At 73.9% G+C, this 25,111-nt stretch carries 18 protein-coding genes and 1 tRNA gene; 8 read left to right on the top strand and 11 right to left on the bottom strand.

Annotated features, from left to right (window positions below; genetic code table 11):
- Window positions 1–14: 14 nt before the first annotated feature.
- From OHA84_RS28670 to OHA84_RS28695, 6 genes are all read right to left on the bottom strand, one after another.
- Complete coding sequence (locus OHA84_RS28670) at window positions 15–863, bottom strand: aldo/keto reductase (protein ID WP_323181857.1); 849 nt, start codon at window positions 861–863, stop codon at window positions 15–17.
- Window positions 864–985: 122 nt separating this feature from the next.
- A complete protein-coding gene (locus OHA84_RS28675) occupies window positions 986–1,759 on the bottom strand; it encodes an ABC transporter ATP-binding protein (RefSeq protein WP_266950525.1) in 774 nt (257 codons plus the stop codon).
- Window positions 1,756–4,674 carry an ATP-binding cassette domain-containing protein gene (locus OHA84_RS28680; RefSeq protein WP_266969117.1) on the bottom strand — a complete coding sequence of 973 codons (2,919 nt, stop codon included), beginning with the start codon at window positions 4,672–4,674 and terminating at the stop codon, window positions 1,756–1,758. Before OHA84_RS28680 ends, OHA84_RS28675 begins: the two co-directional genes overlap by 4 nt.
- Window positions 4,675–4,683: 9 nt before the next feature.
- On the bottom strand, window positions 4,684–5,952 hold the full coding sequence (locus OHA84_RS28685) for an ABC transporter substrate-binding protein (RefSeq protein WP_266969115.1): 1,269 nt from the start codon (window positions 5,950–5,952) through the stop codon (window positions 4,684–4,686).
- 120 nt (window positions 5,953–6,072) lie between these two features.
- Entirely contained in the window at window positions 6,073–7,896 is a 1,824-nt protein-coding gene (locus tag OHA84_RS28690) for a long-chain fatty acid--CoA ligase (protein WP_053679981.1), read from the bottom strand.
- Between the two features lie 328 nt (window positions 7,897–8,224).
- Window positions 8,225–9,076, bottom strand: coding sequence for a LysR family transcriptional regulator (locus OHA84_RS28695; protein ID WP_266950757.1), 852 nt, complete (start codon window positions 9,074–9,076; stop codon window positions 8,225–8,227).
- Between the two features lie 190 nt (window positions 9,077–9,266).
- Here OHA84_RS28695 and OHA84_RS28700 point away from each other — a divergent pair, with 190 nt between their 5' ends.
- Window positions 9,267–10,307 (top strand): bile acid:sodium symporter family protein, encoded by a 1,041-nt coding sequence (locus tag OHA84_RS28700; protein WP_266950529.1) that lies wholly within the window; start codon window positions 9,267–9,269, stop codon window positions 10,305–10,307.
- 9 nt (window positions 10,308–10,316) lie between these two features.
- Window positions 10,317–10,742: a (2Fe-2S) ferredoxin domain-containing protein gene (locus tag OHA84_RS28705; protein WP_199826555.1), complete on the top strand. Its 426-nt coding sequence runs from the start codon at window positions 10,317–10,319 to the stop codon at window positions 10,740–10,742.
- Between the two features lie 86 nt (window positions 10,743–10,828).
- On the opposite strand, the gene fdhD is transcribed toward OHA84_RS28705, so the two are convergent.
- Window positions 10,829–11,656, bottom strand: a complete 828-nt coding sequence (fdhD, locus tag OHA84_RS28710; protein WP_266950530.1) for a formate dehydrogenase accessory sulfurtransferase FdhD — start codon at window positions 11,654–11,656, stop codon at window positions 10,829–10,831.
- A gap of 202 nt (window positions 11,657–11,858) precedes the next feature.
- Here fdhD and OHA84_RS28715 point away from each other — a divergent pair, with 202 nt between their 5' ends.
- The 3 genes from OHA84_RS28715 to OHA84_RS28725 all read left to right on the top strand — a co-directional run bounded on the left by OHA84_RS28715 (window position 11,859) and on the right by OHA84_RS28725 (window position 14,858).
- Window positions 11,859–12,800, top strand: a complete 942-nt coding sequence (locus tag OHA84_RS28715; RefSeq protein ID WP_266950531.1) for a beta-ketoacyl-ACP synthase III — start codon at window positions 11,859–11,861, stop codon at window positions 12,798–12,800.
- Between the two features lie 205 nt (window positions 12,801–13,005).
- Window positions 13,006–13,093: transfer RNA gene (locus tag OHA84_RS28720), tRNA-Leu, on the top strand.
- A 46-nt stretch (window positions 13,094–13,139) separates the two neighbouring features.
- Window positions 13,140–14,858, top strand: coding sequence for a serine/threonine-protein kinase (locus tag OHA84_RS28725; protein WP_371591473.1), 1,719 nt, complete (start codon window positions 13,140–13,142; stop codon window positions 14,856–14,858).
- A 6-nt stretch (window positions 14,859–14,864) separates the two neighbouring features.
- Here the strand turns inward: OHA84_RS28725 and OHA84_RS28730 are convergent, their stop codons facing one another.
- A complete protein-coding gene (locus OHA84_RS28730; RefSeq protein WP_266969110.1) occupies window positions 14,865–16,697 on the bottom strand; it encodes a hypothetical protein in 1,833 nt (610 codons plus the stop codon).
- On the bottom strand, window positions 16,694–17,215 hold the full coding sequence (locus tag OHA84_RS28735; protein WP_234350122.1) for a sigma-70 family RNA polymerase sigma factor: 522 nt from the start codon (window positions 17,213–17,215) through the stop codon (window positions 16,694–16,696). The genes OHA84_RS28730 and OHA84_RS28735 overlap by 4 nt, the downstream gene beginning before the upstream one ends.
- A 326-nt stretch (window positions 17,216–17,541) precedes the next feature.
- Here OHA84_RS28735 and OHA84_RS28740 point away from each other — a divergent pair, with 326 nt between their 5' ends.
- The 3 genes from OHA84_RS28740 to OHA84_RS28750 all read left to right on the top strand — a co-directional run bounded on the left by OHA84_RS28740 (window position 17,542) and on the right by OHA84_RS28750 (window position 22,976).
- Window positions 17,542–19,515, top strand: a complete 1,974-nt coding sequence (locus tag OHA84_RS28740; protein WP_266969108.1) for a hypothetical protein — start codon at window positions 17,542–17,544, stop codon at window positions 19,513–19,515.
- A gap of 283 nt (window positions 19,516–19,798) precedes the next feature.
- On the top strand, window positions 19,799–21,514 hold the full coding sequence (gene metG / locus OHA84_RS28745) for a methionine--tRNA ligase (RefSeq protein WP_053679973.1): 1,716 nt from the start codon (window positions 19,799–19,801) through the stop codon (window positions 21,512–21,514).
- Window positions 21,515–21,665: 151 nt separating this feature from the next.
- Window positions 21,666–22,976, top strand: a complete 1,311-nt coding sequence (locus OHA84_RS28750) for a glycosyltransferase 87 family protein (RefSeq protein ID WP_266969106.1) — start codon at window positions 21,666–21,668, stop codon at window positions 22,974–22,976.
- On the opposite strand, the gene OHA84_RS28755 is transcribed toward OHA84_RS28750, so the two are convergent.
- On the bottom strand, window positions 22,894–23,562 hold the full coding sequence (locus OHA84_RS28755) for a response regulator transcription factor (RefSeq protein ID WP_053679969.1): 669 nt from the start codon (window positions 23,560–23,562) through the stop codon (window positions 22,894–22,896). The two genes, OHA84_RS28750 and OHA84_RS28755, sit on opposite strands and share 83 nt — an antisense overlap.
- Window positions 23,550–24,860, bottom strand: coding sequence for a sensor domain-containing protein (locus OHA84_RS28760; RefSeq protein ID WP_266969104.1), 1,311 nt, complete (start codon window positions 24,858–24,860; stop codon window positions 23,550–23,552). Before OHA84_RS28760 ends, OHA84_RS28755 begins: the two co-directional genes overlap by 13 nt.
- Between the last annotated feature and the right edge of the window lie 251 nt (window positions 24,861–25,111).

Raw genomic sequence — 25,111 nt, forward strand, 5'->3', positions numbered from 1 at the left:
CACCCTCGGCTCGCTCACATGTCGAAGACGGCCGGGTCGGGCCCGAGCTGCCGGCCCGCCGTGCCGGCGCCCAGGGCGTCCAGCGCGGCGATGTCGTCGGCATCCAGTTCGAAGCCGAGGACATCCAGATTCTCGCGGATGCGCGCGGGCGTCACGGACTTGGGGATCACGATGTTGCCGAGCTGGAGGTGCCAGCGCAGTACCACCTGCGCGGCGGTGCGACCGTGCTTGGCGGCGATCGAGGCGACGGCGGGAAGCGTGAGCAGCTCCTTGCCCTGGCCGAGCGGGGACCAGGCCTCGGTGGCGATGCCGAGGTCGGCGTGCAGGGCGCGCAGCGCGCTCTGCGGGAAGAGCGGGTGCAGTTCGATCTGGTTGACCGCCGGAACCAGGTCGCTCACGGTCCGGATCCGTTCCAGGTCCTCGGGGCGGAAGTTCGACACGCCGACCGCCTTGGCGCGACCGCTCGCGGCGATCTCCTCGAAGGCCTTCCACGTGGTGAGGACGTCGTCCCGCATGGGGCGCGGCCAGTGGATCAGGTACAGGTCGACGTGGTCGAGGCCCAGCCTGGAGAGCGATTCGTCGAAGGCGCGCAGGACCTCGTCGCGGCCCCAGACGCGGTCCGGGCCGTTCCACAGCTTGGTGGTGACGAACAGCTCCTCGCGCGGCACCCCGGCGCCCGCGATGGCCCGGCCGGTGCCCTCCTCGTTGCCGTAGATCGCGGCCGTGTCGATGCTGCGGTAGCCGGCCTCCAGGGCGGTGGTGACGGCCTGTTCCGCCTCGTCGTCGGGGACCTGCCAGACGCCGTAGCCGAGCTGGGGCATGAGGGTGCCGTTGTTGAGCTTGATGCCGGGGACCTGGTTCACGTCGGGTCGTTCCTCGTCGTCGGGTACAGATGTGCGGATGCGGACCCGGCGGTACCGCCAGGTCCTGCGAGGGGCCATAACCGGCCACTCGCGGCGCGCATTCCCGCCAAATGGGTGGTTATTCAGGAGGCTCCCAGATAGGCCCGCCGCACCCGCGGGTCCGCCCGCACCTCGGCCGCCGTCCCCTGGGCGAGCACGGTCCCGAGGTCCAGTACGACGACCCGCGCGCAGAGCTCCATCACGAAGGCCACGTTGTGCTCGACCAGCAGCACCGCGCACCCCTCCTCCTCGGCGAGCCGCCGGACGACCGCCGCGAGCCGCTCCCGCTCGGGCGCCGACATCCCCGACGCGGGCTCGTCCAACAACAGCACCCTCGGCCGGTCGGCCACCGCGCGGGCCAGCTCCACCATGCGGGCCCGGCCCACGGGCAGCCCGCCCGCGTACGCGTCCCCGAGCTCACCGATCCCGCAGCCCTCCAGCACCCGCGCGGCCCGCTCGCGGCGCTCCCGCTCCCTGCGCCGGCGGGCCGGCGCGGCGATCAGGTCCGCGACCGGACCGCCCCCACCACCGCGCCACTCCTGGGCGACGAGCACGTTGTCGGCCACGCTGAGCTGCCCGAAGAGCTGCTGCCGCTGGAAGGTCCGGCGCACCCCGTGCCGGGCCCGCCAGACCGGGGAGCGGCGGGTCACGTCCACCCCGTCGAGCAGCATCCGGCCCCGATCGGGGCGGCGGATCCCGGACAACACGTCGAACAGCGTGGTCTTGCCGGCCCCGTTCGGGCCGATCAGACCGCACACCTCCCCGGCCCGGACCCCGAGGTCCACCCCGGTCAGCGCCCGGACCCCGCCGAAGCGCACACCGACCCCGACCGCCTCCAACACGTACGGCGCCGTCATCGGACCATCCCCAGGTAGGCCTCGGTCAGCCGGTCGGCCTCCACCTCGGCGCGCGGGCCGCACCAGGACACCCGCCCCTGGGACAGGTAGGCGACCGTGTCCGCGATCCCGAGGATCTCCGCCGCCTTCTCCTCCACCAACAGCAGCGCGGTCCCGGCGGCCCGGAGCTCGACGAGCAGCCCGTACACCTCGTCCACCACACGCGGCGCGAGTCCCAGGGAGGGCTCGTCGGCGATCAACACCCGCGGCGGACGCTGCAACAGCGGAGCCAGCGCCAGCAACTGCTGCTCCCCGCCCGACAACGCGCCGGCGGGCACCCGGCGCCGCTCCCGCAGGCGGGGGAACCGCCCGAGCACGGCGTCCCGTTCGGCCGGGTCCCGCAGGTGGATCGCCAGGTTCTCCTCGACGTCGAGCGAGGGGAAGATCCCCCGCCCCTCGGGAGCGAGCAGCACCCCGCCCCGCGAACGGCGCACGGCCCCCTCCCGCGTCACGTCCCGCCCGGCCACGAGCACCCGGCCGTCACCGGCGGTCAGCACCCCGGCCGCGACCCGGCACGCGGTGCTCTTCCCGGCCCCGTTGGGCCCGAGCAGGGCGAGGATCTCGCCCCGCCGCACGACGAGGTCCACGCCGTGCAACACCGTCCCACCGTCGTACCCGGCCCGTACCCCCCGCAACTCCAGCGCGACGGGGCGCCCGGCCGGGTCGGCCCCGCCGGCGGGCCTGGCGTGGGGCCCGGCCGCCGCCGCCCTCGCGCTCTCGACGCCACCCCCCACCCGTTCGGCCCCGCCGGCGAGCGTGGCGCGGGAGCCCGGGGGCGGAGCCCCCGAAACGGCCCGGGGTGCGGCTCCGACCTCGGCCCCGGTGCCGGCCTCGGTCCCGGCTCCGGCCCCGGCCCCGGCGGAGGCTCCCGTCCCGACCCCGGCCTCGACCCCGGTCCCGGTCCCGGCCTCGACCCCGACACCGGCCCCGGCCCCGACCCCGGCGGAGGTTCCCGTCCCGGCAGCGCGCCCGGCGCGCCGCCTGGCCAGCCGTACCGGTACCGCGGCGCAGTAGCCGTCCGGGTCGTTGGCCAGGGCCAGACCCGCCAACCCGAACAGGATCACCGGCAGGTGCGCCGACGCCGTCACGTAGTGCGCCATCAGCTGGGGGGCGACCGCGAACACCAGCCCCGCCACCACCGCGTACTGCGGCCGCCGCACCCCCGCCGCCACCACCACGGCCAGCCACACCAACCCGGTCATCGCCGTGAAGTCCGTGGCCGTGATCCGGGTGTTGTACGAGGCGTACATGACGCCCCCGAACCCCGCGAGCCCGGCCGACAGCGTGAACAGCAGCAGCTTCGTCCGCAGCACGGACACCCCGGACGCCATGGCCGCCGCCGGGGCCGACCGCACGGCCAGCATGGCCCGGCCCGAGGGGGAGTCGCGCAGCGCGCCCAGCGCGGCGGCCACGACGGCGACGAGCACCACCAGGGTCACCCCCATCGCCCGGTCGTCGGACAGGTCCACCGGGCCGACGACCGGCCGAGGGATCGACCAGCCGGAGTCCCCGTTGCGCAACCACCGCGACTGGAACAGCACCTGGTCGGCGAGGAACGCCAGCGCCAGTGTCGCCAGGGCCAGGGACCGTCCCCCCAGCCGCAGCGCCGGCAGTGCGACCAGGGCGCCCAGGACGGCGGCCACGCACGTGCCCACCGCCAGCGCCGCCACGAACGGCCACCCCCGGCTCATCAACAGCCCGGCCACCAACGCCGCCCCGGTCACGAAGGTCGCCTGCGCCAACGACACCATCGCGCCGAGCCCGGTGACCACGGTGAACGACATGAACACCAGGGCGATGGCCAACCCCTGGGCGAGCAGTCCGCTCCAGAACGGGGTCGTCACGGTGTAGAAGGCCACGCACAGCAGCCCCGCGGCCGCCGCCCACACCCCCCACCGCCGCGCCCACGAGGCCCCGGCCAGGTGGTCCACCGGCGGCGCGTCCGCGGCGATCGTCCCGGCGGTCCGCGCCCGCCGGGTCAGTACCAGCAGCCCGCCGAACAGGATGAGGAACGGCACGGCCGTCCGGAACCCGGTGATCCGCTCGGCGAACGAGGCGTAGCCGGCGACCAGGTTCTGCAGCACCCCCAGCCCCAGCCCGCCCGCGAACGCCAGGGGGACCGACGCGAACCGTCCGATCACGGCGGCCGTCGCCGACACGAACAGGAACAGGGTGAAGTCGTGCGCGGACAGGCCCAGGAGCGGGGTCGCCAGCACCCCGGCGAGCCCCGCCAGCCCGGAGGCGATCATCCACGCGACCGAGGACAGCCGGTCGGCGCTGATGCCGCGCAGTTCGGTCAGCGAGCGGTTGTCGACGGCGGCCCGCAGCGTCAGCCCCAGGCGGGTGTGTCGCATCAGCACCCACAGGGCCACCGCCACCACGGCCGTCACCACCCAGGTGATCAGCTGATCGGAGTCGATGCCGACGCCCTCGGCGAGCTGCCAGGACCGTGCCGGGCTCGGCCCCACCCCGGGAAGCCCGAACTGGTTCTCGGCGGGCTTCACCGGCGCCCCCGCGTCGCCGAGCAGCTCCACCGCCCACAGTCCGGCCGCCGGCAGCGCCACCAGCAGCCCGATGGTCGCCACGATCTGCGCGGTCTCCCCGACCCGGGCGAGTCGCCGGAACATCAGCCGGTCCAGCCCCCAGCCGATCACGGGCGCCACGCCGAACACCACCAGGAGCGCCGCGGGGACGGCCGGCCGGCCCAGTCCGGAGTGCAGCTCGTAGAAGGTGAGCGCGCACAGGTAGGCGGTGGCCCCGTGCGCGAAGTTGAAGAGCCCGGACGCCGAGTACGACAGCACCAGCCCGGTGGCCAGCAGCGCGTACAGGGCGCCGGAGACCAGGCCGCTCAGGACGAAGACGAGCAGGTCACCCATGCCGCGGGCCTACTTGAAGGGGATGGGTTGGTGGCACGCGAACGGGACGGCGACCTCGTACGCGCCGTCCCCCAGCCGGACGAGCGCCCCGCAGCCGAAGCTGTCCTTCTGCCCCTTGGGCTCCGCTCGGTCACCGACCAGCGTGCCGGTGTCGGAGAAGGTCCGCGCGGCGCTCTGGAAGGTCTCCGGGGTGAGGTTCCTGCCGGCCTTGCCCGCGATGGAGAGGAACAGGTCCGCGGACATGTACCCGGTCATCATGTGCATGTTCAGCGGCACATTTCGCCCGCCGGCCGCCGCCTTGATGTCGGCCTTGAACCGGGCCATCGCCGGGGACCGCGACTCGAACGGCTCGAACTGCAGGAGTACGTACACCCCGTCCAGCGCCTGCCGGGTGGCGTCCTTCGCGAGCAGCCCCGGGTCGTAGTCGGTCGGGTCGGTGAGCACGCCCCGGTAGCCGGCGCGCTTGAGCGCGGTGAACAGGCCGATGTTGTTGGGGGTCTGCATGACGGAGACGACGGCGTCGGGGGCCTTGCCGCCGTTGCTCGTCAGCATCTCCTTCACGTACGCCGACCAGTCGCTCGGCACGGCGGTGCCGGGCACCGACGCCTTCGCGTAGGACACCGTGAATCCGGCGCTGCCGAATCCCTGTCGGAAGGTGGCCACGCCGAACTTCCCGGCGTCGCTGTCATTGGCGATGATCGCGACCGACTTGCCGGCCGCCCCGCCGAGGATCCGGGCGATGCCCTCGGGCCAGGTCTGGTTGATGGTGCCGCCGGGGGTGGGGACCAGGCAGCCGTTGAACCCGTAGATGTACTCCGGTCCGCAGAAGGAAGGCAGGGTGCCCCAGCCGAAGGTGGGCACCTTCTCGCGCTGGAGGAAGTCCGCGCCGGAGAAGGTGACGGAGCTCATCGGGGAGACCGCGAAGACCTTCTCCTGCTGGACGAGCTTGCGGGCGGCGGCCGTGTTCTTGCCGGGGTCCTGGCCGTCGTCCTCGGCGCCGATGTAGTCGATCGTGCGGCCGTTGACACCGCCCTCCGCGTTGGCGCGCAGGTAACGGGCCTTCGCGCCGAGGTCGGTGTCCTTCTTGCTGTATCCACTGGCGCTGGTCATCGACACGATGCCACCGACCTTGATCGAGTCGGCGGTGACCCCGCGCGTGGCACCCGGTGTGTTCCCGGGCCCGCCCGGCGAAGTGCCGTTGTTGGAAGCCGAGTTGCAGGCGGTGAGGAGCGCGAGGGCAGCCGCCGCGGCGGCGAGGGCGTGGATGGGTCGCAGCATGTGGAATCCCCTCCGGTCGGAATCCCCGCATTCTGTGCGCGACCTGACGCACCGTCAATATCGCCGACCAGGTGAAATGACGGATCGTCAGATCGTGCTTGCCGGATCCGCCCCGACCCGTCAGCCCTGGTACAGGGCCGCCACCTCCGTGGCGTAGGCCTGCTCGATCGCCCGCCGCTTCAACTTCAACGACGGTGTCAACAAACCCCGTTCCTCGGTGAACTGCTCGGCCAGCACCCGGAACGTACGGATCGCCTCCGCCTGCGACACCAGGGTGTTGGCGGCCACCACCGCACGGCGCACCTCCGCCGACAGCTCCGGGTCGTGTATCACCCGCGCCGCCGCCTGCTGGGGCAACCCCCGCATCGAAAGCCAGTGCGCGACCCCCTCCATGTCCAGGGTCACCAGAGCCGCGATGTAGGGCCGGTCGTTGCCGACCAGGACACACTGCGACACCAGGGGATGCGAGCGCACCCGCTCCTCCAGCGCCGTCGGGGAGACGCTCTTCCCGTTCGACGTCACCAGGATCTCCTTCTTGCGCCCGGTGATGGTCAGATACCCGTCCGCGTCGAGCCGGCCCAGGTCCCCGGTCGCCAACCAGCCGCCGCGCAGCACCTCCTGCGTGCCGTGCGGATCGTTGAGGTACCCGGAGAAGACGTGCCCCCCGTGCAGCCAGACCTCCCCGTCGTCCGCGATGTGCACCGAACCGCCCGGGATGGGCGGGCCCACCGTTCCGTACTTCGTCGCCCCCGGCGGATTCGCCGTGGCGGCGGCGGAGGACTCCGTCAGCCCGTACCCCTCGTACACGGTGATCCCGGCGCCGTCGAAGAACAGCCCCAGCCGGCGCGACATCGCCGACCCGCCCGACATCGCGTGCCGCACCCGCCCGCCCATCGCCTCGCGGACCTTCCCGTACACCAACTTCTCGAAGACCTGGTGTTCCACGCGCAGCGCGGCCGACGGCCCCGGCCCGCTGCCGAAGGCCTTCTGCTCGCGGGCCTCGGCGTAGCGCACCGCCGTTTCCACCGCCCGGTCGAAGGGGCCCGTGCGCCCCTCCGCCTCCGCCTTGCGGCGGGCCGCCGCGAACACCTTCTCGAAGACGTACGGCACCCCCAGCACGAAGGTCGGCCGGAACGCGGCCAGGTCCGGCAGCAGTTCGGCCGCCGCCAACACCGGCTGGTGACCGAGCTTCACCCGGGCCCGGACGGCGGCGACCTCCACCATCCGACCGAAGACGTGCGCGAGGGGCAGGAACAGCAGCGTCGAGGGCTGCTCGCCCGGGCCGGCGCGGAAGACCGATTCCCAGCGGTCGACCATGGTGTCCGCCTCGAACATGAAGTTCGCGTGCGTCAACACACAGCCCTTGGGGCGACCCGTGGTCCCCGAGGTGTAGATGACCGTGGCGGTCGCGTCGGGCGTCACCGCGCGACGGTGGCGGTGCACCACGTCCTCCGCGACACCGCGCCCGCCCTCGACCAGCTCCGCCACCGCACCCGCGTCGAGCTGCCAGAGCCTGCGCAGGTCGGGGAGGCGTTCGATGACGGAGCCCACCGTCATGGCCTGGTCCTCGTTCTCCACGACACAGCCGGTGCACGAGGAGTCGTACAGGATCCAGTGCACCTGCTCGGCCGACGAACTCGGGTAGACCGGCACCGGCTGGGCGCCGATCGCCCACAGCGCGAAGTCGAACAGCGTCCACTCGTACCGGGTCCGGGACATCACGCCCACCCGATCCCCGAACCGGATGCCCTGGGCCAACAACCCCTTCGCGAGCGCCAGCACCTCATCGGCGAGTTCCCCGGAGGTGACGTCCCGCCAGACCCCGTCCGTCTTGCGGCCGAGCACCACCCGGTCCGGATCCTGCCGGGCATGTTGGAAGACGACGTCGGCCAGACCGCCGACCGGCACGTCGGTGACCACGGGTGGGACGGTGAATTCGCGCAAGGGCCCGCTCCTCTCCGCGCAGTTTCGCTCCGCACGGCGCCGGTGACGGTACCCCACGCGAGGGCCCGACGGGAGGAGGTCCGAACAACCGATGCGAAGCCATCACCACTGGTCAGCGCCGTGGGCGCGGGGCCCGTGGAGATCGACGGGAGATCGATGGGAGATCGATGGGTGATCGACGGAGGAACGGGCCCGGATCTCCACGACATCTGCGCGAGCCCCGCACCGCGACCGCCCGGCCCCGGCCCGCGTTCGCAGGGCCCCCGGCCCGTGTCCCGAGGGTCCCACGGCCCGTGTCCGCAGGGCCCCCGGCCCGTGTCCGCAGGGGTCAGGCCGGCCGGCTCAGTCGGTCGCCGCCCGAGAGGATCGCCCCCGCCAAAGCCTCCGCGGCCGGGGTCGACCGGTGTCCCTGGAGCAACGCGAACTCGACCGGCCCCAGTTCCGGCAGCCCGCCCACCCGGACCAGGCCCGGCGGGATCAGCCCGCGGGTGTGCGCCATCACGCCGAGCCCCGCCCGGGCCGCCGCGATCAGGCCGCTCAGGCTGCCGCTCGTACACGCGATCCGCCAGGCCCGCCCGTCCCGCTCCAGGACCTCCAGGGCCCGTGCGCGGGTGATTCCCGGCGGCGGGAAGACGATCAGCGGAACAGGACGCTCGGGGTCCAGCCGCAGCCCCTCCGCGCCGATCCACACCATCCGGTCCCGCCACACCAGCCGACCCCGCTCGTCCCCCCGACCGCGCCGCTTGGCCAACACGAGGTCCAGTCGCCCCGCGTCCAGCCGCTCGTGCAAGGTGCCCGACAGCTCGACCGAGAGCTCCAGGTCCACCTCGGGGTGCTCGTGCCGGAACCCCTCCAGCACCTCCGGCAGCCGGGTCAGCACGAAGTCCTCCGACGCCCCGAACCGCAGCCGCCCCCGCAGCCGGGTCCCGGAGAAGAAGGCCGCCGCCCGCTCGTGCGCCTCCAGGATCGTGCGGGCGAAACCCAAGAGGGCCTCACCGTCCTCCGTCAGCTCCACACTGTGCGTGTCCCGGACGAACAGCGGCCTGCCGGTGGCGTCCTCCAGCCTCCGGACGTGCTGGCTGACCGTCGACTGCCGTACGCCGAGCCGTCCCGCCGCCTGCGTGAAGCTGAGCGTCTGGGCCACCGTGAGGAACGTGCGCAACTGAACCGGGTCGTACATGCCGTTCATGGCCCCACGCTATCGCTGTTCGTGATGACAGTCAGTTCGGTATGCGGGTTTCCCGATCACTGCCCGGTGCCCGACGATGAAGGAGGCCAGGCGTCCCGCGCCGAGCCCCCTCCCGACGTCCCGCCGCGACCCGCCGAGCCCCGAGGCGGTCAGGCCCCGAGAACGAATGAGCACCGCGCCCATGCGACGCCCCCACCCACCCTCCTGGCTGCCCCTGGACCCGTACGTCCTGGCCCTGCTGGGCACCGTCGGCCTCGCCGCCCTGCTGCCCGCCCGCGGGCAGGCCGCCGGCGTCGCGCAGGGCGCCACCACCGCGGCCGTGGCCCTGCTCTTCTTCCTCTACGGAGCCCGACTCTCCACCCGCGAGGCCTTCGACGGGCTGCGCCACTGGCGGCTCCACCTGACCGTGCTCGTCTGCACCTTCGTGCTCTTCCCGCTGCTCGGCCTGGCCGCCGGCGCCCTCGTCCCGAGCGTCCTGACGCCCCCGCTCCACAGCGGTCTGCTCTTCCTCTGCCTGGTTCCCTCCACCATCCAGTCCTCCATCACCTTCACCTCGCTCGCCCGCGGCAACGTGCCCGCCGCGATCTGCGCCGGGTCCTTCTCCAGCCTCGCCGGCATCTTCCTCACCCCCCTGCTCGCCGCCGCGCTGTTGGGCAACAGCGCGGGCGGCTTCTCCCTCGACTCCCTGCGGAAGATCGCCCTCCAGCTCCTGCTGCCCTTCGTGCTCGGGCAACTGATGCGGCCCCGGCTCGGCGGTTTCCTCCTGCGCCACAAGAAGGTGCTGGGTCGCGTGGACCGGGGCTCGATCCTGCTCGTCGTCTACACCGCGTTCGGCGCGGGCATGGTGGCCGGCATCTGGCACCAGGTCAGCGCCCTGCGACTGGGCGCCCTGATGGCGGTGGAGGCCGTGCTCCTCGCGGTGATGCTCCTGGTCACCTGGTACGGGGCGAAGCGCCTCGGATTCGGCCGGGAGGACCGGATCGCCATCCAGTTCGCCGGGTCGAAGAAGAGCCTCGCCGCCGGACTCCCCATGGCCGGCGTGCTGTTCGGCGCCCACGCGAGCCTCGCCGTGCTCCCGCTCATGCTGTTCCACCAGATGCAGCTGATGGTCTGCGCGGTACTCGCGCGCCGGCGCGCCCGTGACGCCGACCCCGAACTCCCCGCCGAACGTGTGGCGGAGGTCTCCCGGCCGGCCCGACACCCCGCGCCGCGGGCCCGGTAGCGTGCGGCGGTGACCTGGATACGCCCGCTCGCCGCCCACGCCGAACGACCCTGCACCCTGGTGGTCTGCCGGGGCTGCTGCTGCGGGGACCCCCGCAAGAACCCCGGCTCCGACCACGCGGGCCAACTCGCCCGGCTGCGCGAGGCCGCCGCCGCCTCGGGCGGCCGCCTCGCCGTCCGTACAAGCGACTGCCTCGGCCCCTGCGCCCAGGCCAACGTCATCGTGGTCCAACCCACGAGCGAGGCCCGCCGCAAGGGCGCCCGCGCGGCCTGGTTCGGCTGGGCCCTGGACGACACCGCGACCGACGAGATCATCGCGTGGGCCGAGGCCGGCGGCCCCGGAGCCACCCCGCTCCCGGCGACGCTCGACCTGCACCGCATCGATCCCCCGGAGCCGAAGCAGACCCCGACCCGACGCGGCCGCCGAGGACGTTGACGGGCGAGGGGCCCAACGGGTGAGGGCGTCGACGGGACGGGGCGTCGACGGCGGGGGACGGGTGGCCGGCGCCGGGTGACGCGCCGCTACAGGCTCACGCGCTGCTCGCCCGCGTAGATGTTCATGTCCGGCCCGCGCAGGAAGCCCACCAGCGTCAGCCCCGTCTCCACCGCGAGGTCCACCGCCAGCGAGGACGGCGCCGAGACCGCCGCAAGCACCGGTATCCCCGCCATCACCGCCTTCTGCGCCAGCTCGAACGAGGCCCGCCCCGACACCAGCAGCACCGAGCCGGACAGCGGCAACCGACCGGCCTGCAACGCCCGACCGACGATCTTGTCGACGGCGTTGTGCCGCCCCACGTCCTCCCGGAGGTCGATCAGCTCTCCCTCCGCGGAGAACAGGCCCGCCGCGTGGAGTCCTCCCGTACGGTCGAAGACCTTCTGGGCCGCGCGCAGCCGGTCCGGCAGTAGGGACAGCAGTTCCGCGCTCACCCGGACCGGGTCGGCGCCGATCCCCGGGAACCGACTCGCCGTACGCACCGCGTCCAGGCTCGCCTTCCCGCACAGACCGCAGGAGGACGTCGTGTAGACGTTGCGCTCCAGCGTGATGTCCGGCACCGGCACCCCGGCCGCGAGCTGCACGTTCACCACGTTGTACGTGTTCGAACCGTCCGCGGTCGCCCCCTCGCAGTAGGTGACGGCCTGGACGTCCGAGGCGTGCGCCAGCACGCCCTCGCTCACCAGGAAGCCCACCGCCAGCGCGAAGTCGTCGCCCGGCGTGCGCATCGTGATGGCCAGCGGTTTGCCGTTCAACCGGATCTCCAGCGGCTCCTCGGCCACCAGCGTGTCCGGGCGGGCCCCCGCCACGCCGCCGCGGATCCGGACGACGCGACGGCGTTCGGTGACCCGTCCCATGTGATCAGTCCACCGTTCGTTCTTCGTCGTGCAGCTGACGGGCCCATTCTCGCGGATCCGCCGTCGCGGACGCCCCCGGCAGGAGGATCCTCGGAATTCTCCAAATTCAGGTGCCTTAATCCTGTCGGGTCACGCGCACACGTACCCACCGGTAGCAGGCAAAGCTGGGTGATCCTGACTGTCGACGAGGGGATTTCCGCCCATGACCGGTTCACGCGTGGTGGCGCTAGGGCACTACCAGCCCGCGAAAGTGATCACCAACGAGGACCTCGCGGCCATGGTCGACACCAACGACGAGTGGATCCGATCCCGGGTCGGCATCAAGACGCGTCACATGGCGGGGCCCGAGGAGCCGGTCGACGAGCTGGCCTTCCAGGCCGCGGGCAAGGCCCTCGCGAACGCCGGACTCACCCCCGACGACATCGACCTCGTCCTCGTGGCCACGTCCACCGCGATCGACCGTTCCCCCAACATGGCCGCCCGCGTCGCGGCCAAGCTGGGCATGGGCGGCGGCCCCGCCGTCATGGACATCAACGTCGTCTGCTCCGGCTTCACCCACACCCTGGCCGCCGCCGACCACGCGATCCGCGCCGGCGCCGCCACCCGCGCCCTGGTCATCGGCGCCGACAAGATGACCGAGATCACCGACTGGAGCGACCGCACCACCTGCGTGCTGACCGGCGACGGCGCCGGAGCCGCCGTGGTCGAGGCGAGCGAGCAGCCCGGCATCGGCCCGGTGCTGTGGGGCTCGGTGCCCGAGATGGGCCACGCCGTGCGGATCGAGGGCTCGCCCCCGGTCTTCGCGCAGGAGGGCCAGGCCGTCTACCGGTGGACCACCAGTCGGCTGCCCGCGCTCGCCCGCAAGGTGTGCGAGAACAGCGGGATCACCCCCGAGGACCTCGCCGGCGTCGTCCTGCACCAGGCGAACCTGCGGATCATCGAACCGCTCGCCGCGAAGATCGGAGCCGTCAACGCCGTGGTCGCCCGCGATGTCGTCGACTCCGGCAACACCTCGGCCGCGAGCATTCCGATGGCCCTGTCCAAGCTGGTCCAGCGCGGCGAGATCCCCTCCGGCGCCCCGGTCCTGCTCTTCGGCTTCGGCGGCAACCTCTCGTACGCGGGTCAGGTCATCCACTGCCCGTAGCCGGCCCGACCCGCTCACGGGAACGCGAGCCCGCCCATCCCCGGGCCGAGCGGAGAGACGATCCGTCTCGTCAGGCCCCGCGGGGTATGCCCGCAGGTCAGCGCGGCGCGTCGGATTCCACGGGAGCCGAATACCTGGTCGGAACCACGTCGATCCCCTGCTATTGTTGTCCATGTCGCCGCGGGAAACCGGGGCCGACCACCTGGTCCGGGTGGCGGAATGGCAGACGCGCTAGCTTGAGGTGCTAGTGCCCTTTATCGGGCGTGGGGGTTCAAGTCCCCCCTCGGACACCAGCACGAAAGCCCCACTTCGGTGGGGCTTTTTGCGTTGTGCGGCATCATGGCCCTGAACGGGGCGAGGGGGAGAGACGTGTCGCAGCACGATCCGCGCAACAGGACTGTGGTCGCCGGGCGTTACCGGCTGGAGGAGCGGTTGGGCAGGGGCGGGATGGGGACCGTCTGGCGCGCGACCGACGAGCTGCTCGGACGGTCGGTCGCCGTCAAGGAACTCCACGTCGGGGACGGAACGGAAGCCGCGGGAGCCCTGCGCGAGGCACGCACCGTGGCACAGGTCCGGCATCCGCACGTGGTCGTCGTCCACGACGTGGTGGAGGACGACGGGCGGCCGTACATCGTGATGGAACTCGTCGACGGCGGGTCCCTCGCGGACCGGCTCGCCGCCGCGGGCCCGCTGGACCCCGCCGAGACCGCCCGCACCGGACTCGCCCTGCTCGGCGCCCTGACCGCGGCCCACGCCCGCGGGGTGCTCCACCGGGACGTCAAGCCCGCCAACGTCCTGATGGAGGCCGACACCGACCGGGTGGTCCTGACCGACTTCGGCATCGCCCACCTCGCCGGCTCCACGACCATCAGCGAGACCGGCGCCTTCGTCGGCTCACCCGAGTACACCTCCCCCGAACGCATGCAGGGCGCTGCGGCGGGACCCGAATCCGACCTGTGGTCACTGGGCGCCCTGCTGTGCGCGGCCCTGACCGGGGAATCGCCCTTCCACCGGGACTCCCTCGGCGGGGTGCTGCACGCCGTCGTCCACGACGAGATCCGCCCGCCGGCGAAGGCGGGGCCGCTGCTGCCGGTCATCCACGGCCTGCTGGACCGGGATCCGGAGCGACGGTTGGACGCCGCCGAGACGAAGCGCTTGCTGTCGGCGTACGTGGCCACCGGCAAGGTGCCCCTGCTCGACCGGGCCGCCGCCGCGACCCCGCCCGCCGCGACCCCGCCCGCCGGGACCTCCGGTCGGAAGGCGGCGCCCGGCACCGGCACCCCGCCCGGCTATTCCCCGACCGAGCACGTGGTTCGACCGGCCGGCCCCGCCGCCGCCCCCGCCCGCCCGGCCCTGCGGATCGGGCTGGTCGTGGCCCTGGTCGTCCTGGCGGTCGTCGCCACCGTGATCGTGACCTCGCTGCTCGACGACGGGTCGCGGGGGCGGACCGACACGGCCGCCCCCGCCGCCACGGCCCCGGCCGGCGCGCCCGGATCCGCGGCCGGGATCCCGGCCTCCCCGAGCCCCGCGAACGCCGTCCCCCCGCCCACGGCGACCCCCGCGCCCGTGGAAGCGCGGACCCCGCGGCCCGAGCGTTCCGTGCCCATGAAACCCGCGCCCGCCGGCTACCGCACCGTCGTCGACCGGGAGGGGTTCAGCCTCGCCGTGCCCCAGGGGTACCAGCGCACCACCGATGACCAGCGGGTCTTCTACGTCTCCCCGGACGGGGCCTTCCGTATCGGCATCAAGTCGACGCCGCCGGTCGCCGGCGGACCGCCCGCGGCGATGAAGACCTCCGACGCGGGCGGCCCCGACACCAATCCCGGCTACCGCGACAACACGATCGTGCGGACCACCCACAACGGACTGCCCGCCGCGCTGTGGGAGTTCACCTGGAACGGCTTCACCGCGGCGGAGGGCGCCCGGCACACCTTCGACCTCTGCTGGGACGAGAACGGCAGCATGTACGACGTCTGGGTCTCCGCCCCCGTGGGACGGCTCGGCGAGGCGCGGAGCCACTTCGACGCGGCACTGGACTCCTTCGTCCCACCGGCCTGAGGCCCGTCACGTCTCGTCCGTCCCCAGCACCACCAGCCCTCCCGGCGCGGTGAGGCTGCCGGGAGTGAGCGGCGCGAAGGTGTGGGGGAGCGCCAGCCGCGGCCGTTCGGCGTCCTCCGGTACGGCGTCGAAGAGGTACGCGGCCGCCGCGACCGGGTCGCTGACCAGGTGGGGGCCGTCCGCGCCGGCGCCACCGCCGACCGGGGTACGGAACAGCTTGCGCAGGTGCCGCAGGGTCTCCGGGGTGATCCCGGCGGGCGAGACCGGCGGGACCGGGGGGCTCGGAGCGTTCGCCGCCTCCGTGACGTCAACCCGCACGGCGGGCGCGTCCGCCGGGATCGCGCCCGACAGGAGGAGGGCCAGGAGCACCGGGACCGCCGTGCGGCGCAGGAGGTCGCCGGCGCGCCGCAGCCGTTGCGCGTGCGGCGCGGGCAGCGACAGCGCGAGGCAGCCGGCGGCGGCGCCGCTGTCGATCGGCGCGACCGGGCAGCCGGCCCCGGGGGAGCAGGCACGCAGATCGAGGACCGGGACGCCCGGCGCCATCGGGTCGATGGCGTGGAACAGGACGCGGCCGTCGGTGATGACGGCCGACGGCGTCGGCCGGGCCGGGCGGAGCCGCGCCACGTGGTCCGTGCCGAGTTCGTGGTCGAACCGGGTGAACGGGCACTCCCCGACGCCGGCCGTGTGCGCGCCGGCGCGGAAGTCCGGCCACCGCCACCCCGTCGGCATGCCGGGCCCGTCCGCCGGCCGCGGGATCCGGGCCTCCTCGTCCGGGTGCCGGCCGAGGTGGACGGCGGCCCCCGAGCCGTCCCGTGCCAGGGCACGCCGGAGCTGCTCCGCGAGGCCCGCGAGGCCCGGGGCGGCGAGCCGGTCCAGGGCCGGTCCGCGGCCGTAGACCCCCGCGCCGGGCCGGCAGGCGTACCCCTCCTCGCACAGCATCGACAGCAGTGGCGCGAGCTCCGCTTCGGCCAGGCCCGATTCACGCCCCAGTTGGCAGGTCCGCACGCCCAGCGGGCGACGTTCCAGTACGCGTACGACGGCCAGCGCGCGGCGGGCCTGCGCGAGGGCCTCGCCCGCCGCGCCGAGCGATCCGCCGGCACGGGAGGCCCCGGTGAGGGGCGGCCGGCGCGGCGGGCCGACGCCCGGTGCGGCGGGGGCGGGCGGCGCAGGCGCGGGGCGGAACGCCGCCAGCACGGTCGTCAGCCCCGGCTTGGGCAGCGGCACCGGTCCCAGGTCGGGATCGTCGAGCTGGTCCACGTAGCGCAGGACGGCCGCCTGCGCGCACAGCCGGACCTCGCGCAGCTCCCGGTGGCCGGCGGGCCGGTACCCGCGGCGGCCCAGCTCCCGGGCCCAGACGCGGGCGTCGTGGTGCTCGCCGCGCCGGGAGTGGTCGAGGAAAAGGCAGTAGGCGGCCGCCGCGGTCCGGGCCCGCCCGGAGCCGGCCGCGAACTGCCACCAGAACCTGGCCCCTTCGCGGAGACCGGACAGGTGCAGGAGGCAGCCGAAGACCACCGCGCCGGCCAGGTCGGTGTGCCCGCCGCGGGCGAAGGAGGCGAGCCGGGCCTCCGCGTTCGGATCGCACACGGCGCCCAGGCAGGCCGACTTCAGGTCGCGCCGGGCCCGCTCGGCGTCGAGCGGCACGTCCCGGGCCGGGTCGCTCCAGCCCAGGGGGGAACCGCGCCGTGCGCGGCCGGCGGGCGTCCGGGGGAAGCGCAGCAACCGGGCCTCGGCCGCGCCGAGGTCGTAGTGCGGGTAGCGGTCGCGGACGCCCGCCCGGGCCAGGAACTCGGCCAGGGAGCGAGGGGTTCCGTCGCGGTCCCGGCTCTCGCGCGGCCTCATGACTCGACGGACGCGTCGAGCAGCCGGGCGAGTCGACGGTGCGCCTGGCCGAGCTGCGAGCGGACCGTGGCCTCGTCGACACCCATCACCGAGGCGGCCTCCCCGGGGGTGCACTGGAGGCCGTACCGCAGCATCACGGTGTCCCGCTGCCGTTCGGCGAGCCGCGAGACGGCCGAGTAGAAGCGGATGGTGTCGGTCAGCACCTCGTAGTGATCGCAGTGGGCTTCCTTGAGCGCCGCCTCGAAGGCGCTGATGTCCATCGGCCGGGGGCACGGGACGCGCCGGTGCTGTCGATCGACGATCCGTTGTTTGAGGACGGTCCAGGCGTAGGCGTCCAGGCGGTCCATGTGCAGCATGCGGAGCCAGTCGTTCATGAGCGTGTCGAAGGTGGCGTCCACCGCGTCCTCGGCGGCGGCGTCGGAGCCCAGCTGGAGGTAGGCGAACCGCATGTAGGCGGGCCGCCGGTTGGTGTGGAAGGCCCAGTACGACAGGCGCGCGGGCGGATCCCACTGGGTCATCGGAGTCGGCTGCCGTCGCCGGCTCGGCAGCCCCACGGCACCGCCGGGCTCCTCCGGTCCGCCATCGTTCACCGCTCCACCCCATCCCCTGAGCCCTCATCCCCTGGGCGCTCGCACCGCCAGCGTGTCAGCGCGGGCGCACTCGGAGGGCGTATAGAAGAAAGCTGGAAGCAATCGGCACAGTGGTGATCGACTTGCGACCAACTTCGATCGAGCCGCCCCTCAACCGGCGCATACGCATATGCCGTTCGCGTGCCGGCCCCTCCGGCACCGCGCCCACCGCGCACCACGTGTGACCATCCCAAGATTCACTCGTTTGTCGGAGCGTGGGCACATCACAGCGATTCGGTACCACCGCAGTCGAGCAGGCCGAGGCGGTCATCGTCGAGCAGTACCCCCGACTGGTACGGCTCGCCTACGTGACGCTCCCCGGGACATCGGGGCGGCACACCCGCGTACTGCTGGCACACAAGGCCGTGCAGCGCGCGCTCCCGCACACCGGGGGAGGAGGCACCGGGGCCGACGGTCCGGGCGGTCCCGACGACCCCGGCGCCCCGCTGGAGGACGTGCGGGTACGCGTGCTCCGCGCCTCCCTCGCCCGGGCCGGCCGGACCCGCGCCGCCCTGGCCCGGCTCTCCTGGCCACCCGCCCCGCCCTTCGTGTGGGGGCTGCGGCTGTGGCCCCCGGCCGGCGGGATCGACGAGGCCGCCCGACTACTGGCCGGCGCGTCCGCCCCGGTGCGGGCCGCCTTCGTGCTGCACCGGCTGGACGGCCTGCCCGAGGAGAGCGTCGTACGACTGCTCCGCGCGGCCGGCGCCGCCGACCCGGCGGACGCCGTCCGGGAGGCGATGGCGGTCCCCGCGCGGGACACCGCCGACCCGGACGGCGGGTCCCGCGCGGGGGAGGCGCTCCCGGAGGCCCTGCGGAACCCGGAGTTCGACGCCAGCGTGGTCAGCGCCCGCCCCACCGACCTGCTGCGCCGCCGCCGCCGGGTCCGGGCCGTATGGGCCGCGACGGCCGCGCTCGCCGTCGTCGGCGGGGTCCTGGCCGCCCACACCGCGTCGCGGTCGCCCGACGTCCGGCCGCTCGCCGGTCCGGTGGCCGCCGGGGCACTGGACCCCGCCCGGCTGGTCAGGGTGCCGGCCGACGCCTGGGCCGACACCGCCCGGGTCGACTTCACCGCCTGGCCCGCCCGGGGCGGTCGCGCCGCCGACCGGGCCCTGCTCGCCCGGGCCCTGGGCACGTGGGCGGCCCGACCGCGCGAGGTGCCGGTGACGGCCGCGCCGGGGACGCCCACGGACCCGCCGGCCCGCCCGCCCCAGTTGCTGTACGCGGGGGACAGCGACGGCCGGGCCGTGGTGCTCCTGCTCGACGCGGACCGGGTCGTCCGCTACGCCGAGGCCGCCGAAGGGCCGCGAGCCCGAGAGCTCGCGTTCGCCCGTACCGACGAGTCCGGGGTCACCACGGCCGCCGCGCTCAGCCTCGGCCGCACCGGCACGGCCGCCCGGTACCTGCTCGCACCGTGGATCGCCAAGGCCGGCACCCGCGACCTGACACGGGCCGGGGACCCGGCGAAACCCCTGGACGTCGCCGCCGACGGGGTCACCGCGCCCACCGCGGTGCCCCGCGCCGCGGGCGCCTGCGACACCTGGCCCGCACTGGAACTGACCTCCTCCGCCCGCATCGTGGAGAAGCACGCCTTCGTCCTCGCCGACCTGGGCGCGCTCACCCCCGTGCACCTCACCTACACACCGCTGCCCACCGGACCCGGCGCCGTGCCCGCCCGGCAACCGCGCGAGGCCACCGGAACGGCCGCCCGGGCCGCCTGGGCGCCGGTCGCCTGCCGGTTGCGGGAACTCCCCGGCGCCGGGGTGCGCGCCGTCAACATCTGGGACTTCGCCGACTCGGAACTCCCCGACGGAGGCGGTCGGGCCGTCTGGTCCTGCACCCGGGCCTCCGGCTGGGCCGGCCCCGGGGACGTGCTCGTACAACTGCGCCCGCCCTCGGGGCCGCCGCAGGACGTGGCGCGGGCGCGGGCCACCGCCGCCTGCGGGCGCTTCGGACAGCACCTGCTCGCGGGCACCCGCTGGCGCTCCCCGGCCGGCCGCTGGTACCAGCTCGCCGCCGGCAGCCGGGAGGTCACGGCGATCACCGCGACCGGCGCGGTCCGCGCGGAGAGCAAGGGACGCAGTCTCGCCGCCCCGGCCGGCGCCCGGGGCGCCGCGGTCACGCTGACCGGAAGGCTGGCGAGCGGCGCCGGGATCACCGCGCTCGACGGCGCGGCCGGCGGCCGGGACTGAACGCCGGGACCGCGGGCCCGGGCCGGACCGGGGGCGGGACCCGTTCGGCGCGGCCGTCCACCCCGCGGCCACCGGTCGGGGCCCCGGCCCCCCGGCTGTAGCATGGCCCCATCGCGAGGGCCGTGACGCAGAGGTCACTGTCCTCGCTTTTGTGTTCGGTCCACCCGTGAAGAATGCGGGACGGCGCCTCTGGGCGGTTCGATACGATGAACAGCATCACGATCCGTCACCGCGGGTCGTCACGCGTAAATCCGTACAAATGAAACGAATGGAGCATCCGAGGATGGCTCGACACCTGATCACCAGCGCGCTTCCCTACATCAACGGGATCAAGCACCTGGGCAACATGGTCGGGTCGATGCTTCCGGCGGATGTGTACTCCCGGTACCTCCGCCAGCGCGGCCACGACGTCCTCTACATCTGCGCCACCGACGAGCACGGCACCCCCGCCGAACTCGCCGCCAAGGCGGCCGGTCTCTCGGTCTCCGAGTTCTGTGCGCAGGCGCACGACGCCCAGAAGGCGGTCTACGACGGCTTCGAGCTGTCCTTCGACTACTTCGGCCGCAGCTCCTCGCGGCAGAACGCCGAGATCACCCAGCACTTCGCGCGGCGGCTCCAGGAGAACGGCTTCATCGAGGAGCGGGCGATCCGGCAGGTGTACTCGCCGGTCGACGGCCGCTTCCTGCCGGACCGCTACGTCGAGGGCACCTGCCCCCACTGCGGCTACGACAAGGCCCGCGGCGACCAGTGCGAGAACTGCACCCGCGTCCTGGACCCCACGGACCTGATCGAGCCCCGCTCCGCGATCTCCGGCTCCACCGAGCTGGAGGTCCGCGAGACCAAGCACCTCTTCCTCCTCCAGTCCAAGCTCCAGGTCGAGGTCGAGGCCTGGGTGGCGGAGCACGAGGAGGAGTGGCCGCAGCTGGCCTCCTCGATCGCCCGCAAGTGGCTGACCGAGGGCCTGCACGACCGCGCCATCACCCGTGACCTCGACTGGGGCGTTCCCGTCCCCGCCGACACCTGGCCCGAGCTGGCCGCCGAGGGCAAGGTCTTCTACGTCTGGTTCGACGCGCCGATCGAGTACATCGCCTCCACCAAGGAGTGGGCGGACGCCGACCCGGCGAACCGCGACTACAAGGCGTGGTGGTACGAGGCCGAGGACGTCCGGTACACCCAGTTCATGGCCAAGGACAACGTCCCGTTCCACACGGTGATGTTCCCGGCCACCGAACTCGGCACCCGCGAGCCGTGGAAGAAGGTCGACTACGTCAAGGCCTTCAACTGGCTGACGTACTACGGCGGCAAGTTCTCCACCTCGCAGAAGCGCGGCGTCTTCACCGACCACGCGCTGGAGATCCTCCCGGCCGACTACTGGCGCTACTTCCTCATCGCCAACGCCCCCGAGTCGGACGACTCGTCCTTCACGTGGGAGCACTTCACCGCCACGGTCAACAAGGACCTCGCCGACACCCTCGGCAACTTCGTCAACCGCGTGTTGTCCTTCTCGCGCAAGCGCTTCGGCGACGACGTCCCCGCGGGCAACGCGGCCGGCGAGGCCGAGGCGAAGCTGGGCGGGCAGATCGCCGAGCTGCTCGCCGAGTACGAGGGCCACATGGAGACCCTCCAGTACCGCAAGGCGGCGGCGGCGCTGCGTGCCCTGTGGTCGGCCGGAAACTCCTACCTGGAGGAGAAGGCCCCCTGGCTGGAGATCAAGACCGACCCCGAGGGTGCGGCGCTCACCCTGCGGACCGCGATGAACCTCATCCACCTCTACTCGGTGGTCTCCGAGCCGTTCATCCCGTCCTCGGCGCGCGCCATGCGCTCCGCGTTCACGCTCGCCGAGGACACGGCGACGTGGGTGACCCCGGAGCAGGCCAGGTCGCTGGACGCGGTTCCGGCCGGCACGCCGTTCACCGTGCCGCCGGTGCTCTTCGCGAAGATCACCGAAGAGGACCTGGATTCGTACCGGGAGCGCTTCGGCGGCTCTCCGGAGGCCTGAGGCCCACCGCTTCACCGGGTGAGGGGCGCGACCCGTACGGGTCGCGCCCCTCACCCGTGTCCGGCGCGGACCGGGAGTAGGGGAAACCCCACCCCGAAGTGTCCACTTGGGCGTGCAGACCCCGCCGGGGGAGCACGGCTGCAATGGACCCATGACCCCTTCCCCGACCCCGTCCCCCGGCTCCTGGTGGACCGCGCCCCGAATGACCGCACTGTGGCTGCTCGCGGCCGCGTGGGCCCTGTGCTTCCCGCTGTTCTCCACCCTCGCCCCGCATCGGCTCTGGGGCTGGTGCGCGGCCCTCGGCTACCTCGGAGCGGCCTGCCTCACCGCCCGCCGGCCGGGGGCGGCCGTCGCGGTGGCCCTGACGGGCGCCGTGGCCGTCCCGCTGCTGTGGCTGGTGCTGACCGGGCAGGGGCAGAGCGAGGTGGCGGTCATCGAGCGGTCCGGGCGCCTCCTCCTGGACTCCGGGCGGATCTACATCGACCGCCCGGCGCGGGTCGAGGACTACACCCCGTACCTGCCGGGGATGGCGGCCTTCGGCATCCCCGGCGTGCTGCCCGGCCCGCCGGGCGACGCCCGACTGTGGTGTGCGGCGGCCCTGTTCGCCGCCTTGTGGGCGGGGCGCCGGGTCGTGGGCGCGGAGCCCGGGGGCCTGCTGCCCGTCCTGGTGGCCTCGCCTGTCCTGGCGCTGCCGCTGGTCGTGAGCGGCGTCGACCTGCCGCTGACCGGGCTGTGCTGCCTGGCCCTGGCGGCTGCCGTGGCCGGCCGGCCCGCGCTCGCCGGAGCGGCCCTCGCCGGGGCGTGCGCGCTGAAGTGGACGGCGCTGCCCGCGGTGGCGGTGGCGGTCGCCGTCCTCGCGGCCGCTCGGGGCAGGCGGGCCGCGGTGCGCTGCGCCCTCGTGGCGGTCTCGGGGACGGCCGCGCTGGTGCTGCCGAGCGCGCTGCTCCAGCCGGCGCAGATGTGGGGGCAGGTGTTCGCCTTCCCCACGGGCCGGGCCGAGGTGCCGACCCCGGCGAGCAGCCCTCTGCCGGGGCATCTGCTGGCGGAACTCGGGCCGTGGGGCTGGTACCTGACGACGGGTCTGCTCGTGGTGGGCGCTCTCGGCGTGGCCGCGTCCCTGGTGTCGCGTCCGCCCCGGACACTGCGGGCCGCCGCCGACCGCCTCGCGATCGGTCTCACCCTGGCCTTCCTCTTGGCCCCGGCGGGCCGCTTCGGGTACCTGGCGCTGCCTTTGGTGCTCTCCCTGTGGGCCCGCTCGATGTCCCTCCCGTCCCGCTCCCTCGTCGTCGCGGGCTCCGGGCGGCCGGCGGGGACCGGTCCGGGCGCGCCGCCCCCGACCCGTACGGGCGGGTCCCCGGGCGGAGGGGCGCCGGGCGCGGTCAGGCCTGTACGCCCCGCAGGTGGGCCAGTACGGCCAGGACGCGACGGTTCCCCTCCGTCGGGTCCAGGTCCAGCTTCATGAAGATGCTGCTCGCGTGCTTGACGACGGCCGCCTCGGTCACGAACAGACGGGCCGCCAGGGCCTGGTTGTTGAGCCCTTCCGCCATCAGGGCCAGGACCTCGCGTTCGCGCGGGGTGAGCCGCGACAGCGGCAGGTCCGCCGTCCGGGCGCTCAGCAGGACGCGCACCACCTCGGGGTCGATGACGGTCTGCCCGCCGGCCACCCGTTCGAGCGCGTCGAGGAACTCGGCCACCTCGCCGACCCGGTCCTTGAGCAGGTAGCCCAGGCCGCCGGCGCCCCGCTCGCGCCCGCCGGCGGTGAGGAGCCGGGTCGCGTACGCGGTCGCCACGTACTGGGACAGCACCAGAACCGGCAACGAGGCGTCCCGGGCGCGCAGTTCGAGTGCGGCCCGCAGCCCCTCGTCGCGGAAGTCGGGGGGCATCCGCACGTCCGTGACGACCACGTCGGGTCGCTCCGCCTCCACGGCCCGCACCAGCTGATCGGCGTCGCCGACGGCGGCGATCACGTGATGGCCGCCGCGGGTCAACAACTCGGTGAGCCCGGCCCGCAGGAGCACGGAGTCCTCCGCGAGGATCAGCCGGAGCACGGCACCTCCACCCGGAGTTCGGTCGGTCCGCCCACCGGACTGGACACCACCAGCCTGCCCTGCAACATCGCCACCCTGTCCGCGAGACCCGCCAGACCCGCTCCCGCGCCGGGGTCGGCCCCGCCGCGGCCGTCGTCGGTGATGGTGAGAGTGAGTCGGCCCGTCTCGACCCTACCGGCGATGCCGATGTGCGCGGCCCCGCTGTGCTTGGCCGCGTTCGCCAGGGCCTCGGTGACCGTGAAGTACGCGGTGATCTCGACGGAGTCGGGCAGCCGGGGCAGGTCCAGGTCCACCGTCACCGCCGCCGGGTGGCGCTGCGCGACCTCGGCGACGGCGGCCGCGAGACCGTGATCGGTGAGCACCTGAGGGTGGATTCCCCTGACGAGGTCGCGCAGTTGCTCCAGGGCCAGCCGTGCCTCGCCCCGCCCCCGGGCCACGAGCGCGGCGGCGTCGACCGCCCCCGGGACCTCGCGCAGCTCCATCTCGGCGAGCCCCAGCGTCATGCTCAGGGCCACCAGCTGCTGCTGTGCCCCGTCGTGCAAGTCCCTTTCGATGCGCCGCCGTTCGGCCTCGAAGGCATCGACGAGACGGACCCGTGAGCGGGTCAGTTCCCACACCCGGGCGTCCTCCTCGCGCGGGCCGAGGAGCAGCCGTACGGTCTTCACCTGAGCCCCCGCGAGCAGCGCCCCGGCGTACCCGGTCACGGCCAGTGCGAACAGACCGACGGCGGTGCCGCAGAAGGCCTCCAGCGGGCCGGACACCGCCCGGCCGGGGATCAGCATGACCTGGTCCGGGGCGACGGCCCACACGAACACCGGGGTCGCGACGAGGACCAGGGAGAACGCGAGCAGCGTGAGCACCCCGAAGCCGGCCGCCCCGAAGACGGGCCCGAGCAGGACGGCGTACCCGAACTCCCGCCAGGTGGACCGTTCCCGCAGCCGGGTGCGCAGCCGGGCGGACATCCGGGCCCCGGCGAGCGAGGCGTGCGGGTCGGCGACCGGCGCCGGTTCCACGAACCGCAGCCGCCGCCGCTCCAGCCGCCCGAGCGGCACGCCCAGCGTCGCGGCCGCGATCAGCAGCGGCAGCCCGACGCCGACGACGGCGAGCAGCAGTCCCAGGCCGACCAGCCCGAGCAGGGCGAGCAACACGGCGTAGCCCAGAACGGATCCGGTACCGAGGTATCCCCAACAGCGCCAGGGCCACCAGGAGGTGAGGAACCGGCCCGGCCGCCGCAGCACACTCCACACGGCGACGGGCGGTTCGCGGGGTGGCTCCGGGAGGACGGCGGAAGCGGACATACAGGCAGCCTATGTGACCGCGCCTCCGGTCCCCGAGACCTTTCACACGGCCGAGCCCGACACCCGCACCGCCCCGCTGAGCTGCCGGAATCGGCCCGCCGATCACCGGTCCACGCCGGTGTGGACGCCGTGACGGGACGAGCCGGGCCGGTGGGGGCGGGCCGGCCGAAGCCCGAGGTGACCCTTCGTACAAGATCTTGACCTGTATGGCGCGTGTCGAAGCCGCGCCGTGATCGTTTCTTCAGCCGTGA

It is taken from the genome of Streptomyces sp. NBC_00513 (genome assembly GCF_041431415.1).
Taxonomy (GTDB): domain Bacteria; phylum Actinomycetota; class Actinomycetes; order Streptomycetales; family Streptomycetaceae; genus Streptomyces.

Excerpts from the sequence above, each read along its gene's own strand:
- metG (WP_053679973.1), top strand. The coding sequence starts at position 19,799 with ATGGCTCGACACCTGATCACCAGCGCGCTTCCCTACATCAACGGGATC.
- fdhD (WP_266950530.1), bottom strand. The coding sequence starts at position 11,656 with ATGGGACGGGTCACCGAACGCCGTCGCGTCGTCCGGATCCGCGGCGGC.
- OHA84_RS28680 (WP_266969117.1), bottom strand. The coding sequence starts at position 4,674 with ATGGGTGACCTGCTCGTCTTCGTCCTGAGCGGCCTGGTCTCCGGCGCC.
- OHA84_RS28760 (WP_266969104.1), bottom strand. The coding sequence starts at position 24,860 with ATGTCCGCTTCCGCCGTCCTCCCGGAGCCACCCCGCGAACCGCCCGTC.
- OHA84_RS28685 (WP_266969115.1), bottom strand. The coding sequence starts at position 5,952 with ATGCTGCGACCCATCCACGCCCTCGCCGCCGCGGCGGCTGCCCTCGCG.
- OHA84_RS28695 (WP_266950757.1), bottom strand. The coding sequence starts at position 9,076 with ATGTACGACCCGGTTCAGTTGCGCACGTTCCTCACGGTGGCCCAGACG.
- OHA84_RS28715 (WP_266950531.1), top strand. The coding sequence starts at position 11,859 with ATGACCGGTTCACGCGTGGTGGCGCTAGGGCACTACCAGCCCGCGAAA.
- OHA84_RS28730 (WP_266969110.1), bottom strand. The coding sequence starts at position 16,697 with ATGAGGCCGCGCGAGAGCCGGGACCGCGACGGAACCCCTCGCTCCCTG.
- OHA84_RS28735 (WP_234350122.1), bottom strand. The coding sequence starts at position 17,215 with ATGACCCAGTGGGATCCGCCCGCGCGCCTGTCGTACTGGGCCTTCCAC.
- OHA84_RS28750 (WP_266969106.1), top strand. The coding sequence starts at position 21,666 with ATGACCCCTTCCCCGACCCCGTCCCCCGGCTCCTGGTGGACCGCGCCC.
- OHA84_RS28675 (WP_266950525.1), bottom strand. The coding sequence starts at position 1,759 with ATGACGGCGCCGTACGTGTTGGAGGCGGTCGGGGTCGGTGTGCGCTTC.
- OHA84_RS28725 (WP_371591473.1), top strand. The coding sequence starts at position 13,140 with ATGGCCCTGAACGGGGCGAGGGGGAGAGACGTGTCGCAGCACGATCCG.
- OHA84_RS28700 (WP_266950529.1), top strand. The coding sequence starts at position 9,267 with ATGCGACGCCCCCACCCACCCTCCTGGCTGCCCCTGGACCCGTACGTC.